Source organism: Streptomyces sp. Ag109_G2-15 (assembly GCF_900215565.1).
Lineage (GTDB): Bacteria > Actinomycetota > Actinomycetes > Streptomycetales > Streptomycetaceae > Streptomyces > Streptomyces diastatochromogenes.
Genome location: NZ_OCNI01000001.1, coordinates 4,329,992 through 4,346,361 on the forward strand (window position 1 = coordinate 4,329,992; position 16,370 = coordinate 4,346,361).

A 16,370-nucleotide genomic window follows, 5' to 3' on the forward strand; every position below is an offset into this window, starting at 1 on the left:
CGGTCATCCACAAGAGCCCGAGACCGGATCGTGATGTCAGAGCCCGGCTGTAGCGTCGGATCATGTCCAATCTGGCGGTGGTCGAAGGGGTCCTGGAGCGGATCACGTACACCAACGAGGAGAACGGCTACACGGTCGCCCGGGTCGACACCGGCCGCGGCGGCGGCGATCTCCTCACGGTGGTGGGTGCCCTGCTCGGAGCCCAGGTCGGCGAGTCCCTCCGCATGGAAGGCCGCTGGGGCTCCCACCCCCAGTACGGCAAGCAGTTCACGGTGGAGAACTACACGACCGTCCTGCCGGCCACCGTCCAGGGCATCCGCCGCTATCTCGGATCCGGGCTGGTCAAGGGCATCGGCCCGGTCTTCGCCGACCGCATCACCCAGCACTTCGGCCTGGACACCCTCCAGATCATCGAGGAGGAGCCGAAGCGGCTGATCGAGGTGCCCGGCCTCGGCCCCAAGCGGACGAAGAAGATCGCCGACGCCTGGGAGGAGCAGAAGGCGATCAAGGAGGTCATGCTCTTCCTCCAGACCGTCGAGGTCTCCACGTCCATCGCGGTACGGATCTACAAGAAGTACGGCGACGCGTCCATCTCGGTCGTGAGGAACGAGCCGTACCGGCTGGCCGCCGACGTCTGGGGCATCGGCTTCCTCACCGCCGACAAGATCGCCCAGTCGGTCGGCATCCCGCACGACAGCCCGGAGCGCGTGAAGGCGGGCCTCCAGTACGCGCTGTCCCAGTCCACCGACCAGGGCCACTGCTTCCTGCCCGAGGAGCGGCTGATCGCGGACGCGGTCAAGCTGCTCCAGGTCGACACGGGGCTGGTCATCGAGTGCCTCGCCGAGCTGGCCGAACCGGCGGAGGACGGCGTGGAACCCGGGGTCGTACGCGAGAAGGTGCCCGGCCCCGAAGGGGACGCGGAGCCCGTCACCGCCGTCTACCTGGTGCCCTTCCACCGTGCCGAACTCTCCCTCTCCGCCCAGCTGCTGCGCCTGCTGCGGACGCCGGAGGACCGGATGCCGGCCTTCCGGGACGTGGACTGGGGCAAGGCGCTCGGCTGGCTGAAGTCCCGTACCGGAGCCGACCTCGCCCCGAGCAGGAGGCCGCCGTCCGGCTCGCGCTGACCGAGAAGGTCGCCGTGCTCACCGGCGGGCCCGGCTGCGGCAAGTCCTTCACGGTCCGCTCGATCGTGGAGCTGGCCCGCGCCAAGCAGGCCAAGGTGCTGCTCGCCGCCCCCACCGGGCGGGCCGCCAAGCGGCTCGCCGAACTGACGGGCGCCGAGGCCTCCACGGTCCACCGGCTGCTGGAGCTGAAGCCCGGCGGCGACGCGGCCTACGACCGGGACCGCCCGCTGGACGCCGACCTGGTCGTCGTGGACGAGGCCTCCATGCTGGACCTGCTGCTCGCCAACAAGCTGGTGAAGGCGGTGCCTCCGGGTGCCCATCTGCTGTTCGTCGGTGACGTCGACCAGCTGCCCAGCGTCGGCGCGGGCGAGGTGCTGCGCGACCTGCTGGCCGAGGGCGGCCCGGTCCCGGCCGTGCGGCTCACCCGGGTCTTCCGGCAGGCCCAGCAGTCCGGCGTGGTCACCAACGCGCACCGCATCAACGCCGGGCAGCATCCGCTCACCGACGGCCTGAAGGACTTCTTCCTCTTCGTGGAGGACGACACCGAGGAGGCCGGCCGGCTCACCGTGGACGTGGCCGCCCGTCGTGTTCCGGCCAAGTTCGGGCTCGACCCGCGCCGGGACGTCCAGGTGCTCGCGCCCATGCACCGCGGCCCGGCCGGTGCCGGCACCCTCAACGGCCTGCTCCAGCAGGCCATCACGCCCGGCCGGCCCGATCTGCCGGAGAAGCGGTTCGGCGGCCGGGTCTTCCGCGTCGGCGACAAGGTCACCCAGATCCGCAACAATTACGAGAAGGGGAAGAACGGCGTCTTCAACGGCACCGTGGGCGTGGTCACCTCGCTCGATCCGGTCGACCAGCGGCTGACGGTGCTGACGGACGAGGACGAGGAGGTTCCGTACGAGTTCGATGAACTGGACGAACTGGCGCACGCGTACGCGGTGACGATCCACCGTTCACAGGGGAGTGAATATCCCGCAGTGGTGATCCCCGTCACCACCGGGGCCTGGATGATGCTCCAGCGGAACCTCCTGTACACGGCGGTGACACGGGCGAAACGGCTCGTCGTGCTCGTCGGTTCACGCAAGGCGATCGGACAGGCGGTGCGCACGGTCTCGGCCGGACGGCGCTGCACGGCACTGGACTTCAGGCTGCACGGCTCCTGACCGGCTCCTGAGCAGGGGCGGCGACAGGGGTGGCGAACCGCATCACAAAAAATGATCGATCAAACGAGTCGCAAAGGTCACAGAGCACTTCCAGATGCCGGTCGGAGGGGGCAGGATGAGCAGGTTGGCGGCACTGAGTGCCGCCAATAGGCCCAATGGTCGACCCCGAGTGCACTCTCCTGAGCCAAATGGGGGATGGTAGAGACAGTCAGGGCACCTCGAAGATGAGGCACTACGTCGGGTGAGGGAAGACGTGAGCGACAACTCTGTAGTACTGCGGTACGGCGACGGCGAGTACACCTACCCGGTGGTCGACAGCACCGTCGGTGACACGGGCTTCGACATCGGGAAGCTCCGCGCCCAGACCGGTCTGGTGACTCTGGACAGCGGTTACGGCAACACCGCCGCCTATAAATCCGCCATCACCTACCTGGACGGCGAGGCGGGCATCCTCCGCTACCGCGGCTACCCCATCGAGCAGCTCGCCGAGCGCTCCACCTTCCTCGAGGTGGCGTACCTGCTCATCAACGGTGAGCTGCCGACCGTCGACGAGCTCTCCACGTTCAAGAACGACATCACGCGGCACACCCTGCTGCACGAGGACGTCAAGAACTTCTACAAGGGCTTCCCGCGCGACGCCCACCCGATGGCCATGCTGTCGTCGGTCGTCTCGGCGCTGTCCACCTTCTACCAGGACAGCCACAACCCGTTCGACGAGAAGCAGCGCAACCTCTCCACCATCCGCCTGCTCGCCAAGCTTCCGACGATCGCGGCGTACGCGTACAAGAAGTCGATCGGTCACCCGTTCGTCTACCCGCGCAACGACCTGGGCTACGTCGAGAACTTCCTCCGCATGACCTTCTCGGTCCCGGCGGACGAGTACGAGCTGGACCCGGTCGTCGTCTCCGCGCTCGACAAGCTGCTGATCCTGCACGCGGACCACGAGCAGAACTGTTCGACCTCGACGGTCCGCCTGGTCGGCTCGTCCCAGGCCAACATGTTCGCGTCGATCTCGGCCGGCATCTCCGCCCTGTGGGGCCCCCTGCACGGCGGCGCCAACCAGTCCGTCCTGGAGATGCTGGAGGGCATCCAGGAGAACGGCGGCGACGTCGACGCCTTCATCCGCAAGGTGAAGAACAAGGAAGACGGCGTCCGCCTGATGGGCTTCGGCCACCGGGTCTACAAGAGCTTCGACCCCCGCGCCAAGATCATCAAGGCCGCCGCGCACGACGTCCTCTCCGCCCTCGGCAAGTCCGACGATCTGCTGGACATCGCGCTCAAGCTGGAGGAGCACGCGCTCTCCGACGACTACTTCGTCTCGCGCAACCTCTACCCGAACGTCGACTTCTACACCGGCCTGATCTACCGCGCCATGGGCTTCCCGACCGAGATGTTCACGGTCCTGTTCGCCCTCGGCCGTCTGCCGGGCTGGATCGCCCAGTGGACCGAGATGATCAAGGAGCCCGGCTCCCGCATCGGCCGCCCGCGCCAGATCTACACGGGCGTCGTCGAGCGCGACTTCGTTCCGGTCGAGGAGCGCTGAACGTACTGAGTGCGAGGGCCTGCCCGCAGGGCGGGCCCTGAACCAGTGCTGAGTGGTCGCGACGTGAGCCGCCGCCGAGCAGGAAAAAAGAAGGCGCCCTGAGCCGTCAGTCCCCCCACGGGCCGACGACCAGGGCGCCTTCCCATGTCCCGGTGCGGATTCCCCCCACGGGATCCGGCCGGGCGCTCGGAGAGGACAGCGCCTGAAATCGCTGTCTGAGCACAACGAGCAAAACCCGTCGTACTCCAGTGATGCGGTGCGATCTGCCGGGACAACGCACGCTGGGAGGGCCGCTCAAAGCTTCCCGGTGTGCGTGCCCCGGCAACGCATCTCTGAGGAAGTCCCCCAAGACATCCCCAGATGCCAGTCAGCGCCCCCCAAGACGCTGTTCTGACATCGCCAACTTAGACCTTCGAACCCCTTCGATGGTTACGTTCGCATCACTGTGATCTGCGTCTCTTGCATATGTCCCTTAGGTGCGCAAGAGCCCCGATACGACGATCGAGGCCCAAGCGTAAGGAAGATGCGCGAGCCTTGTGAAGAGCTTATGTGAGGCTCGCGCCCGACTCTAGAGGGACTCTTACTTCAGCCGCGCATAACCCCCGGTAACCCCTGGGAACTTCAGCGGAAGCGGCGCAGTCGCAGGCTGTTGGTCACCACGAACACCGAGGAGAAGGCCATCGCCGCCCCCGCGATCATCGGGTTCAGCAGCCCCGCGGCGGCCAGCGGCAGCGCGGCCACGTTGTAGCCGAAGGCCCACACGAGGTTGCCCTTGATGGTGGCGAGGGTGCGCCGGGAGAGCCGGATGGCGTCCGCGGCCACCCGGAGGTCCCCGCGCACGAGCGTCAGATCGCCGGCCTCGATCGCCGCGTCGGTGCCGGTGCCCATGGCGAGCCCCAGGTCGGCCGTGGCCAGCGCGGCCGCGTCGTTGACGCCGTCACCCACCATCGCCACGGCGCGTCCCTCGCGCTGCAGCCGCCGTACGACGTCCACCTTCTCCTCGGGGAGCACCTCGGAGATCACCTCGTCGATGCCGACGGTGTGCGCGACCGCCTCGGCGACCGTCCGGTTGTCCCCGGTGAGCAGGACCGGGGTGAGCCCGAGGGCGCGCAGCTCGCGCACCGCCTCGGCGCTGGTCTCCTTGACCGCGTCGGCGACGGCGAGGACACCGCGGGCCCGTCCGTCCCAGCCGGCCGTGACGGCCGTACGGCCCTCCTGCTCGGCCTGTCGCCCGGCCCGGGCCAACTCCTCCGGGAGTGCGTCGTACAGGCGCCCCACGGCCACCTCACGGCCTTCCACGCGCCCGCGTACGCCCCGCCCGGGGACGTTCTCGAAGTGCTCGACCGCGGGGAGCCGCCCGGCCCGCTTCTCGGCGCCCCCGGCTATCGCCCGCGCGACGGGGTGCTCGGAGGCGTGTTCCAGGGCTCCGGCGAGCCGCAGCAGCTCCTTCTCGTCCTCGCCGTCGGCGACGTACACCGCCTGGAGGGTCATCCGGCCGGTGGTGACCGTGCCGGTCTTGTCCAGGACGACGGTGTCGACGCGGCGCGTGGACTCCAGCACCTCGGGCCCCTTGATCAGGATGCCGAGCTGGGCGCCCCGGCCGGTGCCGACCATCAGCGCGGTCGGCGTGGCGAGGCCGAGCGCGCAGGGGCAGGCGATGATCAGCACGGCGACGGCGGCCGTGAACGCGGCGGAGGTGTCGCCGGTGGCCGCCAGCCAGACGCCGAAGGTGGCGAGCGCGATGAGGATGACGACGGGGACGAAGACGGCGGAGATCCGGTCGGCGAGCCGCTGCACCTCGGCCTTGCCGTTCTGCGCGTCCTCCACCAGCCGGGCCATCCGGGCGAGCTGGGTGTCCGTGCCGACCCGGGTCGCCTCCACCACCAGCCGGCCGCCCGCGTTGACCGTGGCGCCGGTGACCCGGTCGCCGGGGCCGACGTCCACCGGCACCGACTCGCCGGTCAGCATGGACGCGTCCACCGCGGAGACGCCCTGGACGACCGTGCCGTCGGTGGCGACCTTCTCGCCGGGCCGTACGACGAACCGGTCGCCGACGGCCAGCGAGGCCACCGGCACGCGCACCTCGTGCCCGTCCCGCAGTACGGCGACGTCCCTGGCGCCCAGCTTCATCAGGGCCTTCAGGGCCGCACCCGCGCGCCGCTTGGAGCGGGCCTCCAGATAGCGGCCGAGGAGGATCAGCGCGACGACTCCGGCGGCGACCTCCAGGTAGATGGTGGAGGCGCCGTCCATCCGCGAGACGGTGAACCGGAACTCGTCGTGCATGCCGGGCATGCCCGCGTCGCCGAAGAACAGGGCCCACAGCGACCAGCCGAACGCGGCCAGCGTGCCGACCGAGACGAGGGTGTCCATGGTGGCGGCGCCGTGCCGGGCGTTGGTCCAGGCGGCCCGGTGGAAGGGCAGGCCGCCCCAGACGACGACCGGGGCGGCGAGCGTGAGCGAGAGCCACTGCCAGTTGTCGAACTGCAGCGCGGGGATCATGGCGAGCAGGACGACGGGGGCGGCGAGCAGCACGGAGACGAGCAGGCGGTGCTGCAGGGCGGCGAGTTCGGGGTCGTGCTCGGCGCTCTCGCCGGCCTCGGCCTCGGGTTCGGGCTCCGGTGGCGCGGGCTCCTCGGCGGTGTAGCCGGTCTTCACGACGGTCGCGATCAGGTCGGCTATCTGGACGCCCTCGGCGTAGCTGACCTTCGCCTTCTCCGTCGCGTAGTTCACGGTGGCGCTCACGCCGTCCATGCGGTTGAGCTTCTTCTCCACCCGCGCGGCGCAGGAGGCGCAGGTCATCCCGCCGATGAGCAGCTCGACCTCGGACGTGCTGCCTATCGCGCCCGCTGTCTCTGTGGTGGTGCTGGTCATGTCCGGACTCCAGACATCGGACCGGACCGTGCGGAGCCAGTATCAGCTGGTCGGCACGGCCCGGTCGGTGAAAGGTTTCGGGGCTCGCACCCGCAGCTCGGGGCGGGCCCGGTCGCTCGGGCCGTGCTCTCAGGCCTTGCCGGCCAGCTCGAAGCCCGCCTCGTCCACGGCGGCGCGGACGGCCTCGTCGTCGAGCGGGGCCTCGGAGACGACGGTCACCTCGCCGGTCGACGCGACGGCCTTGACCGAGCTGACGCCGGGAATCTGGGAGATCTCGCCGGAGACGGAGCCCTCGCAGTGGCCACAGCTCATGCCGGTCACCTGGTAGACGGTGGTGACGGAGCCCGAAGTGTCGGTCTGGGCGGTCATGTCGTTACTCCTCGTCGTGGCGTGTGGGGCCGTTGGGGCCCACGGGGGAGCCCCAACGTTTCTCAGAGTATACCCCTAGGGGGTATTTCACCAAGAGGTGTCCCGGTGTGCCAGCGACCGCATCCAGGCGATGCCGAGTACGGCGACGAGCATCAGACCGCCGACCGAGAACAGCGTGAACAGGTGCTCCTGTGCGGCGCTGGGCCGCGGGATGTACCCCTGTGCGAACAGCTCCGGTGCCGGGCCGGTGCTCAAGAGGCGGGTCACCAGCCAGATCGCGATGCCGTGCGTGGCGTCCCACAGAGCGTGCAGCACCGAGACGCCCAGCCAGGTGCCGACGACCGGCGCGGCGAGCCGGAAGTGCCCGTTCGGACGGCGGTGGGCGAGCAGTACGCCGCCCGCGATCGCCGTCCACAGGCCGTGCCCGAAGGGGGCGAGCACCCCACGCAGGATCTCCGTCTCCAGCAGCGTCCTGAGGTCGATGCCGTCGGCGGAGACGGCCGCGGCGAAGGCGTATCCGCAGCTCTCCAGGGCCGCGAAGCCGAAGCCGACGGCCGCGCCGAGCACCAGCCCGGCCCTGATCCCGCGGATGCCCGGCTGCCGGCGCAGCGCGAACACCAGTGCGCCGAGTGTGGCGGCCTCCTCGATCAGGGCGACGCCGGTGAACATCCCCGGGGAGGGGCAGAGCAGGTACGACTCCATCGCCGAGGCGCCGACCACGCCGAGCGCGCCGCCGGCCAGGAAGCAGCCGAGAACCGCACTGACGCCCAGGTCCCGGCCGTGCCGCTCGTACGCCCACAGCACGAAGACGACGGGGACCAGGAATCCGCCGAGCAGGACGAGGGTCGGCAGCAGCGTGGTGTTCCGCGTCGTGTACGTCACCAGCGCGGCCAGCGCCCACAGGGTGAGACCGCCGCCCAGGCAGCGCCTCCACAGGCCCGCGCCGATGCGCGGGTACGGCGGCGGGGGCTGCTGGGGGCCGGGAATGCGGGCCCGGGGCATACCGGGCGGCGGCGAGTGGGTCACGTGGGTCCCCTAGGGCTCCTGCTGGGCGATTTATCCGCACTTTAGGCAGATGTGCCCACGGGCGCAGTCCGGGGATCGCCCTGGGGTCACCCGTGGCCGAGCTGGTCGCCCACCAGTGGTTCCAGGTAGCGGATCAGGACGTCCTTGATCTCCTGGACGTAGGCCGCCCGCTCGGCGCCCTCGTGGGCGAGGACCAGCTCCAGGCCCGCCTTGTAGACGCCGAGGCAGACGTGGGCCGTGCGCGTGACGTCGGCCGGGCCGGCCCCGGGCATGAGGGAGCCGAGCAGGCCCTCGATACGGCCGACCAGGGTGGCGTGCAGCTGGTCGTGCGCCTCGGCGATCCTGCCGGGTACGTCGGGGCCGTGCATCAGCGCGAAGAAGACCGGGTGCTCGGTGTTGAAGGCGATGAACCGGTCGACGGCCGTGCCGATCGCCTCCTCCAGCGGGGTGGCCGGTTCGACCGGGGTCAGCGCCTCGCCGTACGTCTCCTGCATCTCGTGGACGAGCCGGTCGCCCAGCTCGATAGCGAGCGCCTCCTTGTTCGGGAAGAACTGGTAGAGCGTGCCCGGCGAGACGCCCGCCTCGCGGGCGATGGCGTTGGTGCTGGCGGCGGTGTAGCCGGTGGTGCAGAAGACCTGGGCGGCGGCCTGGAGGAGCTGCGCGATGCGGCGTTCACCGCGCGCCTGGCGGCGGCGCGGCTGCTCCTTATCCGAGGTTTCGGACACGCGTGATCCCCAGCCCTTCGAAGGCGATTGACAAACACGAGCGGTCGCTCGCATTCTTGAGAAACGCGAGCGATCTCTCGTGTTTGCCAGTTTATGGCAATGACCGACCCATGCTGCCTGCCTGCACAGACCTGGGTCAGGGTGAAGGGGACACCGCACGATGACCGAAGTCAACAAGGCGCCGCACCCGGGGGACGGACCGCCCCCCGTCGGCGGCTGGACACGTTTCGTGACCGCCCGCCCGCGCCTGTCGCTGCTGGCGGCCCTCGTGCTCACCGCGCTCGCCGTGCTCGCCGGCAGCGGGGTCGCGGACCGTCTGGGCAGCGGCGGCTGGGAGGACCCGGCCGCCGAGTCCACGTACGCGACCAAGGCCCTGGAGCGCGAGTTCCCCGACTCCCAGCCCAACCTGCTGCTCCTGGTGGACTCCGGCCGCGCCTCCGTCGACGACCCGGCGGTCGCCGCCCGGGCCCGTGACCTGACCGAGCGGCTGGCCACCGAGCAGGGCGTGACCGGCGTCGGCTCCTACTGGCAGTCGAAATCGCCCGCCCTGCGCGCCAAGGACGGCCACGAGGCGCTGATCGCCGCCCGCATCACCGGCGACGAGAACGCGATGGGCAAGACCCTGGACCGCATAGCGCCCCACTACCGGGGCACACACGGCCCGGTCCAGGTGAAGGTCGGCGGCATCGTCGCGGTACGGCACGAGATGCAGACGATCATCAAGGAGGACCTCACCCGCGCCGAGATGATCGCCCTGCCCATCACCCTCGTCCTGCTGGTAATGGTCTTCGGCAGCGCGATCGCGGCCCTGCTGCCGCTGGGCATCGGCATCGTCGCCATCCTCGGCACGAACGCGGTGCTGCGCGGCCTGACGTCCTTCACCGACGTCTCCGTCTTCGCGCTGAACCTCACCACGGCCCTGGGCCTCGGCCTCGCCATCGACTACGCCCTGTTCATCGTCCGCCGCTACCGAGAAGAACTCTCCACCGGGGCCGACCCGTTGACCGCCGTCGGCACGACCCTGCGCACGGCCGGGCGCACGGTCCTGTTCTCCGCCCTCACCGTCGCGGTCTCCCTGGCCGCCATGATGGTCTTCCCGCAGTACTTCCTGCGGTCCTTCGCCTACGCCGGCATCGCCGTGGTCCTGCTCGCCGCCGCGGCCGCCCTGATCCTGCTCCCGGCCGCCCTGCTCCTGCTCGGCCACCGGGTCAACTCCCTCGACCTGCGCCGCCTCTTCCGCCGCACCGCGAAGCCCTCCGGCGCCGAGGGCACCGCCTGGGCGCGGGCCGCCACGCTGGTAATGCGCCGCGCTCCGCTCTTCGCGCTCGGTACGACCGCCCTGCTGGTGCTCCTCGGACTGCCCTTCCTGGGCGTGAAGTTCGGCACCGCCGACGACCGCCAGCTGCCCTCGGGCGCCGAGTCGCACGTGGTGCAGCAGCACATCCGGGACGACTTCCCGGGCAGCCCCGGCGGCGGCCTGGAGATCCTCGCCGAGGGCAGGGCCACTCAGACCCAGTACGCCGACTACAAGCAGCGGGTGGCCGCCCTGCCCGAGGTCGTCCGCGTCGACGGCCCGCTGGTCAAGGGCGACACGGCCTACTTCACGGTGCAGCCGAAGGGCGAGGCCGTCGACAGTGCCGCCCAGCGCCTGGTCGGCGACCTGCGCTCGCTCAAGGCTCCCTTCGACACCAAGGTGACCGGCACGGCCGCCGTCCTGGTCGACTCCAAGCACGCGATCGGCGAACGCCTGCCCTGGGCGGGGGCGTTCATCGCGATCGTCACCCTGCTGCTGGTCTTCCTGCTCACCGGCAGCGTGCTGATACCGCTGCAGGCGGTGGTGCTCAACGCGCTCAGCCTGACGGCGATGTTCGGCGCGGTGGTCTGGGTGTTCCAGGACGGCCACCTCTCCGGTGCGCTCGGCTTCACCAGCACCGGCTCGATCGAGACCACCCTGCCCGTCCTGATGTTCTGCGTGGCCTTCGGCCTCTCCATGGACTACGGCGTGTTCCTGCTCTCCCGCATCAAGGAGGAGTACGACCGCACCGGCGACCACAACGAGGCGGTCCGCCACGGGCTGCAGCGCACCGGAGGGCTGATCACCGCGGCGGCGGTCATCCTCGCGGTGGTGATGGTCGCCATCGGCACCTCCCGGGTGACCAACACCAAGATGCTGGGCCTCGGCATCGCCCTCGCGGTGCTGATGGATGCGATGGTCGTACGCAGCCTCCTGGTCCCGGCGATCATGCGGCTCACGGGCCGCGCCACGTGGTGGGCCCCGGCCCCCTTGCGGCGCTTCCACCAGCGGTTCGGACTCAGCGAGGGCGAACCGGCCGCGCCGGCGAAGAAGAAGGAGAAGGAACCGGCGGGAGTGTGAGACGGGTGGCTTCCGTGACAAGGTGAGGCGCATGAGAGCCGTGGTGTTCGAGCAGTACGGGGAGCCGGCCGAGGTGCGGGAGGTGCCGGATCCGGAGCCCGCCGAGCACGGGGTGGTGGTGCGGGTCGAGGCGACCGGCCTGTGCCGTAGTGACTGGCACGGCTGGATGGGCCACGACCCGGACATCACGCTCCCGCACGTGCCGGGGCACGAACTCGCCGGAGTCGTCGAGACGGTGGGCGCCCGGGTGACCGGCTGGCGCCCCGGCGACCGGGTCACCGTGCCGTTCGTCTGCGCCTGCGGCAGCTGCCCGTCCTGCGCGGCCGGAGACCAGCAGGTGTGCGAGCGCCAGACCCAGCCCGGCTTCCACCACTGGGGCTCCTTCGCCCAGTACGTGGCCCTCGACCACGCCGATGTGAACCTGGTCGCGATCCCGGACGGGATGACGTACGCCACGGCCGCCGCCCTCGGCTGCCGCTTCGCCACCGCCTTCCGCGCGGTGGTGCAGCAGGGCCGGGTGGCGGCGGGCGAGTGGGTCGCCGTGCACGGCTGCGGCGGGGTCGGGCTGTCGGCGGTGATGATCGCGGCGGCCTCGGGAGCGCGGGTGGTCGCCGTCGACGTGTCGCCCCGGGCCCTGGACCTGGCGCGGAAGTTCGGGGCGGCCGAGTGCCTGGACGCGACCGGCGTGCCCGACACGGCGGCCGCCGTCCGGGAGCTGACCGGCGGTGGCGCCCACCTCTCCCTCGACGCCCTCGGCTCGCCCGCCACCTGCGCGGCCTCCGTGGACTCCCTGCGCCGCCGCGGCCGGCACGTCCAGGTGGGCCTGCTGCCCTCGGCGGACGGCACCACCCCCGTGCCGCTGGCCCGCGCCATCGCCCTGGAGCTCGAACTCCTCGGCAGCCACGGCATGGCCGCGCACGCCTACCCGGGGATGCTGGAGCTGGTCGGGTCCGGGGTGCTGCGCCCGGACCTGCTCATCACACGCACGATCCCGCTCGACGCGGTCCCGGAGGCCCTGGCGGCGATGGGTACGGCACCGGGCGCGGGCGTGACGGTCATCGAACCGTGGAGCTGAGCGCGGCCCACTCACGGTCGAGGATCGACATGATCACCTCGTCGGCCCACTCACCGTCCCGCCGCTGCACCTCCCGCCGGACCCCCTCGACCACGAACCCGATCTTCTCGTAGACGTGCAGGGCCCGGCGGTTGTGGGCGTAGGCACCCAACTCGATGCGGTGCAGACCGAGTTCCTCGAAGCCGTGGGCGACGATCAGTCCGGCCGCCTCGGTGCCGATCCCGCGGCCGCGGCCCCGGGGCCCGATGAGCGTGCGGAAGGTGCAGCTGCGGGCGTCCGGGTCGTACTCGTACAGGACGACCTCTCCCAGTACTTCACCGGTCGCGGGGTCGGTGACGGCCAGGTCGAGCCGGTCGGGGGCGGCGGCCCGGGAGCCGTACCAGGACCGCAGCCGCTCCGGGGTCAGCTCGGTGGACGGCTCGTAGGTGAAGTGGACGACCTCGGGGTCTTCGATGATCTCCCACATCACGTCGGCGTCGGCCTCGGTGAAGGGCCGCAGGACGGTCTTCCGGCCGGTCAGGACGGGTTTGACGGAGAAGCTGGAGAAGCTCATGAGGCGACTGTGCCCCACGCGACGGGTGGGGCACAGTCGCTTTTTCCGGAAGGCCTGGTCAGTCCACTCTTCGGCCCCGGTTGCCCGGTCGGGAGGCAACCCAGGCGCGGACGGTTTCGGCGAACCAGTAGGGCTTGCCGCCCTCCACGTGGTCGGGCGGAGGCAGCAGGCCGTGCTTGCGGTAGGACCGTACGGTGTCCGGCTGCACCCGGATGTGCGCCGCGATCTCCTTGTAGGACCAGAGCCTTCGGTCGGTCATGAGTTGCACCTCCCTGCGCGCGCCGCGGCGGCGGCCGGGGGCGGCCGTCGGGGGAGCCGGGCGCTGCGCTGGCGATCACCAAGCCTGTGCCCGGTGAACGACGCAGAGTGACCACGGGAAAGTGGCTGTTGACCGGTGTGACCGAGAACTCGCGTAGGTGCGACATGTGTGACAGGAAGGGGGTGTTTGTGACACACCCGCAGCAAAGGCGCACGCCGGCGCGCCGGCGGGGCACCCATGACACGAGATACGCACAGGCTGCTCGAACCCGAGCGGCAGCGTGGGCGCGACAAGCCACAAACGACCCGCACTCGCCCCATCACACAACCCGGCAGACGAGAAGGCGCCCTTACGCCCCGCACGACCTCAAGAAGGCCCGAGTCCGCCGCGCAATCGGCAGCGGCTTGTCCGGATCGCAGGGATACATGTCCTGCTCCACAATCGCGAACAGATCCACATCCAGCTTCTGCGCGGCATCCAGCACCGGCCCCAACTCGGGCACCCCGGAGGGAGGTTCACACATCACCCCCTGCGCCACCGCGGGCCCGAACGGCGTCCCCTTGGCCCGCACGTCGGCCAGGATCTCCGGGTCCACCTGCTTCAGGTGCAGATAGCCGATCCGCTCGCCGTAGGTCTCGATCAGCTTGACGCTGTCCCCGCCGCAGTAGGCGTAGTGCCCGGTGTCCAGGCACAGCGACACCAGGTCGGAGTCGGTGCCGTCGAGGAAGCGGGTGACGTTCTCCTCGCTGTCGATGTGGGTGTCGGCATGCGGGTGGACGACGATCGTGAGGCCGTACCGCTCCCGCACCTCGTGCCCGAGGCGCTCGGTCAGGGAGGTCAGATCGCGCCACTGCGCAGCCGTCAGCTCGGACGGCTCCAGCACCTCACCCGTCTTGTCGTCCCGCCAGAAGGACGGGATGACGACCAGGTGGCGGGCGCCCATCGCCTGGGTGAGGGCGGCGATGTCGGAGACGTGCGCCCAGGTCTTGTCCCAGACCGCCTCGCCGTGGTGCAGGCCGGTGAAGACCGTGCCGGCCGACACCTTCAGGCCACGCCGGGCGGTCTCCTCGGCGAGCACCGCCGGGTCGGTCGGCAGATAGCCGTAGGGGCCCAGCTCGATCCACTCGTAGCCCGAGTCGGCGACCTCGTCGAGGAAGCGCTGCCAGGGGACCTGTTGCGGGTCGTCCGGGAACCAGACGCCCCAGGAGTCGGGCGCCGATCCGATCCGGATACGGGAAAGTGAGGAGGGTGACAACGACGTCATGGCCGTCAGCCTGCGGGGCGGTGGAAAGCGGTGTCAAGGTCTCGTCCGAATGTCTGGACAAAACATTGACAGGGCTCGGCGGACAGGACTAGAAAGCCGGGGAGAGCCGTGACGAAGGGAAGCCGATGGCGTACGACCTGATCACCATGGGGCGGATCGGTGTGGACCTCTACCCGCTGCAAACCGGTGTCCCGCTCGCCCAGGTGTCGTCCTTCGGCAAGTTCCTCGGCGGGTCGGCGACGAACGTGGCGGTGGCCGCGGCCCGGCTGGGCCGGCGGACCGCCGTGATCACCCGCACGGGCGACGACCCGTTCGGCGCCTATCTGCACGAGGCCCTGCGCGGCTTCGGTGTCGACGACCGCTGGGTCACCCCGGTGCCCGGACTGCCCACGCCGGTCACCTTCTGCGAGGTCTTCCCGCCGGACGACTTCCCGCTGTACTTCTACCGGCAGCCCAAGGCGCCGGACCTGGAGATCGACGCCCACGACCTGGACCTGGACGCCATCCGGGACACCCGGATCTTCTGGATCACCGGCACCGGCCTGAGCGAGGAGCCCAGCCGTACGGCGACCCTCGCGGCCCTGGCCCACCGGGCGAAGTCGGGTACGACGGTCTTCGACCTGGACTGGCGCCCCATGTTCTGGAAGGACCCAGCGTCCGCCCGCCCCTTCTACGCCGAGGCCCTGCGCCACACCACCGTGGCTGTCGGCAACCTGGACGAGGTCGAGGTCGCCACCGGGGTGCGTGAGCCGCACGCAGCAGCTCGCGCGCTGCTGGACGCCGGGGTCGAGGTCGCCGTGGTCAAGCAGGGACCCAAGGGAGTTCTCGCCGTGAACAACAAGGGCGAGTCCGCCGAGGTCCCGCCGCTCCCGGTGAACGTCCTCAACGGACTCGGTGCCGGTGACGCCTTCGGTGGCTCCCTCTGCCACGGACTGCTGGAGGGCTGGGACCTGGAGACGATCATGCGACACGCCAACGCGGCCGGCGCCATCGTCGCCTCCCGCCTGGAGTGCTCCTCCGCGATGCCCACCCCCGACGAGGTGGCCGCCGCGCTCGAGGCCGGAGCGGTCCTGTGAGGGCGGGCAGGGTGGCAGGCACCCACCACGAGGGCGGGGACAGCACTCGGCAGCCGCGCGTGGACGTGGCCGAGCTGGTCCGCACCCGCACCCACCACCCCGAGGCGATCGCCGAGGCCGCGCTGCGCCGGGGCCGCCGCCCGCTGCTGAACGAGAACGGCCGGCTGATGATCGTCGCCGCCGACCATCCGGCCCGTGGCGCACTCGGTGTCGGCGACCGCAGGCTCGCCATGGCCAACCGCGCCGACCTGCTGGAACGCCTGTGCCTCGCGCTGTCCCGGCCCGGCGTCGACGGCGTCCTCGCCACCGCCGACATCCTGGACGATCTGCTCCTGCTCGGCGCCCTCGACCACAAGGTCGTCATGGGCTCCATGAACCGCGGCGGCCTGCAGGGCGCCAGCTTCGAACTGGACGACCGCTTCACCGGCCACCGCCCCGAGGACATCCAGCGCCTCGGCTTCGACGCCGGCAAGCTGCTGCTGCGCATCGACTACGACGACCCGGGCTCCCTGACCACCCTGGAGTCCACCGCCCGCGCCATCGACGCGATGGCCGCGCACCGGCTCCCGGTCTTCGTGGAGCCGTTCATCAGCCGGCGCGGCCCCGACGGACGGGTGCGCAACGACCTGAGCGCGGAGGCGGTCACCAAGTCCATCGCCATCGCCTCGGGCCTCGGCGGCTCCTCGGCCTACACCTGGCTGAAGGTGCCGGTCACCGAGAACCCCGACGACATGGCCCGGGTCATGGAGACCTCGACCCTGCCGGCCGTGCTGCTCGGCGGTGACATCGGCGACTCGCCCGAGGAGCAGGTGGCCGCCTACGAGAAGTGGCGCGGCGCGCTGCAACTGCCCACCGTGCGTGGCCTGGTGGTCGGCCGCTCGCTGCTGTACCCGGCGGACGGCGATGTGGTCGCCGCCGTGGACACCGCCGTAGGACTGCTGTGAGGGC

At 70.6% G+C, this 16,370-nt stretch carries 12 protein-coding genes and 1 pseudogene; 6 read left to right on the forward strand and 7 right to left on the reverse strand.

The genetic code is table 11. The features are described from left to right. Window positions 1-62 precede the first annotated feature (62 nt). Window positions 63-2,287 (forward strand): annotated as a pseudogene (locus CRP49_RS19455) (ATP-dependent RecD-like DNA helicase). A 253-nt stretch (window positions 2,288-2,540) separates the two neighbouring features. After that, window positions 2,541-3,830: a citrate synthase gene (locus CRP49_RS19460; RefSeq protein WP_097254517.1), complete on the forward strand. Its 1,290-nt coding sequence runs from the start codon at window positions 2,541-2,543 to the stop codon at window positions 3,828-3,830. A gap of 621 nt (window positions 3,831-4,451) precedes the next feature. Here CRP49_RS19460 and CRP49_RS19465 read toward each other — a convergent pair. The 4 genes from CRP49_RS19465 to CRP49_RS19480 form a co-directional block, all read right to left on the reverse strand. Beyond that, entirely contained in the window at window positions 4,452-6,701 is a 2,250-nt protein-coding gene (locus CRP49_RS19465; protein WP_097254518.1) for a cation-translocating P-type ATPase, read from the reverse strand. A gap of 129 nt (window positions 6,702-6,830) precedes the next feature. After that, window positions 6,831-7,070, reverse strand: coding sequence for a heavy-metal-associated domain-containing protein (locus CRP49_RS19470; RefSeq protein WP_097254519.1), 240 nt, complete (start codon window positions 7,068-7,070; stop codon window positions 6,831-6,833). Window positions 7,071-7,157: 87 nt separating this feature from the next. Further along, a complete protein-coding gene (locus CRP49_RS19475) occupies window positions 7,158-8,096 on the reverse strand; it encodes a PrsW family intramembrane metalloprotease (protein WP_097254520.1) in 939 nt (312 codons plus the stop codon). 86 nt (window positions 8,097-8,182) lie between these two features. After that, window positions 8,183-8,821, reverse strand: a complete 639-nt coding sequence (locus CRP49_RS19480) for a TetR/AcrR family transcriptional regulator (protein ID WP_257033438.1) — start codon at window positions 8,819-8,821, stop codon at window positions 8,183-8,185. Between the two features lie 160 nt (window positions 8,822-8,981). Here CRP49_RS19480 and CRP49_RS19485 point away from each other — a divergent pair, with 160 nt between their 5' ends. Both CRP49_RS19485 and CRP49_RS19490 read left to right on the forward strand, forming a co-directional pair. Continuing rightward, the gene (locus CRP49_RS19485; protein WP_097254522.1) at window positions 8,982-11,195 is read left to right on the forward strand and encodes an MMPL family transporter; all 2,214 of its coding nucleotides are present in this window, start codon (window positions 8,982-8,984) and stop codon (window positions 11,193-11,195) included. A 31-nt stretch (window positions 11,196-11,226) separates the two neighbouring features. After that, window positions 11,227-12,270: a zinc-dependent alcohol dehydrogenase family protein gene (locus tag CRP49_RS19490; RefSeq protein ID WP_094214511.1), complete on the forward strand. Its 1,044-nt coding sequence runs from the start codon at window positions 11,227-11,229 to the stop codon at window positions 12,268-12,270. Here CRP49_RS19490 and CRP49_RS19495 read toward each other — a convergent pair. The 3 genes from CRP49_RS19495 to CRP49_RS19505 all read right to left on the reverse strand — a co-directional run bounded on the left by CRP49_RS19495 (window position 12,251) and on the right by CRP49_RS19505 (window position 14,346). Further along, window positions 12,251-12,823: a GNAT family N-acetyltransferase gene (locus CRP49_RS19495; protein WP_097254523.1), complete on the reverse strand. Its 573-nt coding sequence runs from the start codon at window positions 12,821-12,823 to the stop codon at window positions 12,251-12,253. The two genes, CRP49_RS19490 and CRP49_RS19495, sit on opposite strands and share 20 nt — an antisense overlap. A gap of 58 nt (window positions 12,824-12,881) precedes the next feature. After that, window positions 12,882-13,082 (reverse strand): AlpA family transcriptional regulator, encoded by a 201-nt coding sequence (locus CRP49_RS19500; RefSeq protein WP_094214513.1) that lies wholly within the window; start codon window positions 13,080-13,082, stop codon window positions 12,882-12,884. Window positions 13,083-13,431: 349 nt separating this feature from the next. Next, complete coding sequence (locus tag CRP49_RS19505) at window positions 13,432-14,346, reverse strand: sugar phosphate isomerase/epimerase (RefSeq protein WP_097254524.1); 915 nt, start codon at window positions 14,344-14,346, stop codon at window positions 13,432-13,434. A 125-nt stretch (window positions 14,347-14,471) separates the two neighbouring features. On the opposite strand from CRP49_RS19505, the gene iolC reads away from it, so the two are divergent. Both iolC and CRP49_RS19515 read left to right on the forward strand, forming a co-directional pair. Then, window positions 14,472-15,422: a 5-dehydro-2-deoxygluconokinase gene (gene iolC / locus CRP49_RS19510; protein WP_097254525.1), complete on the forward strand. Its 951-nt coding sequence runs from the start codon at window positions 14,472-14,474 to the stop codon at window positions 15,420-15,422. Between the two features lie 11 nt (window positions 15,423-15,433). Next, the gene (locus CRP49_RS19515) at window positions 15,434-16,366 is read left to right on the forward strand and encodes a deoxyribose-phosphate aldolase (protein WP_179851682.1); all 933 of its coding nucleotides are present in this window, start codon (window positions 15,434-15,436) and stop codon (window positions 16,364-16,366) included. Window positions 16,367-16,370 lie beyond the last annotated feature (4 nt).

Bases quoted from the DNA above. Each gene is read 5' to 3' on its own strand.
- CRP49_RS19465 (WP_097254518.1), bottom strand. From the start codon at position 6,701: ATGACCAGCACCACCACAGAGACAGCGGGCGCGATAGGCAGCACGTCC.
- CRP49_RS19470 (WP_097254519.1), bottom strand. From the start codon at position 7,070: ATGACCGCCCAGACCGACACTTCGGGCTCCGTCACCACCGTCTACCAG.
- CRP49_RS19485 (WP_097254522.1), top strand. From the start codon at position 8,982: ATGACCGAAGTCAACAAGGCGCCGCACCCGGGGGACGGACCGCCCCCC.
- CRP49_RS19490 (WP_094214511.1), top strand. From the start codon at position 11,227: ATGAGAGCCGTGGTGTTCGAGCAGTACGGGGAGCCGGCCGAGGTGCGG.
- CRP49_RS19495 (WP_097254523.1), bottom strand. From the start codon at position 12,823: ATGAGCTTCTCCAGCTTCTCCGTCAAACCCGTCCTGACCGGCCGGAAG.
- CRP49_RS19500 (WP_094214513.1), bottom strand. From the start codon at position 13,082: ATGACCGACCGAAGGCTCTGGTCCTACAAGGAGATCGCGGCGCACATC.
- CRP49_RS19505 (WP_097254524.1), bottom strand. From the start codon at position 14,346: ATGACGTCGTTGTCACCCTCCTCACTTTCCCGTATCCGGATCGGATCG.
- iolC (WP_097254525.1), top strand. From the start codon at position 14,472: ATGGCGTACGACCTGATCACCATGGGGCGGATCGGTGTGGACCTCTAC.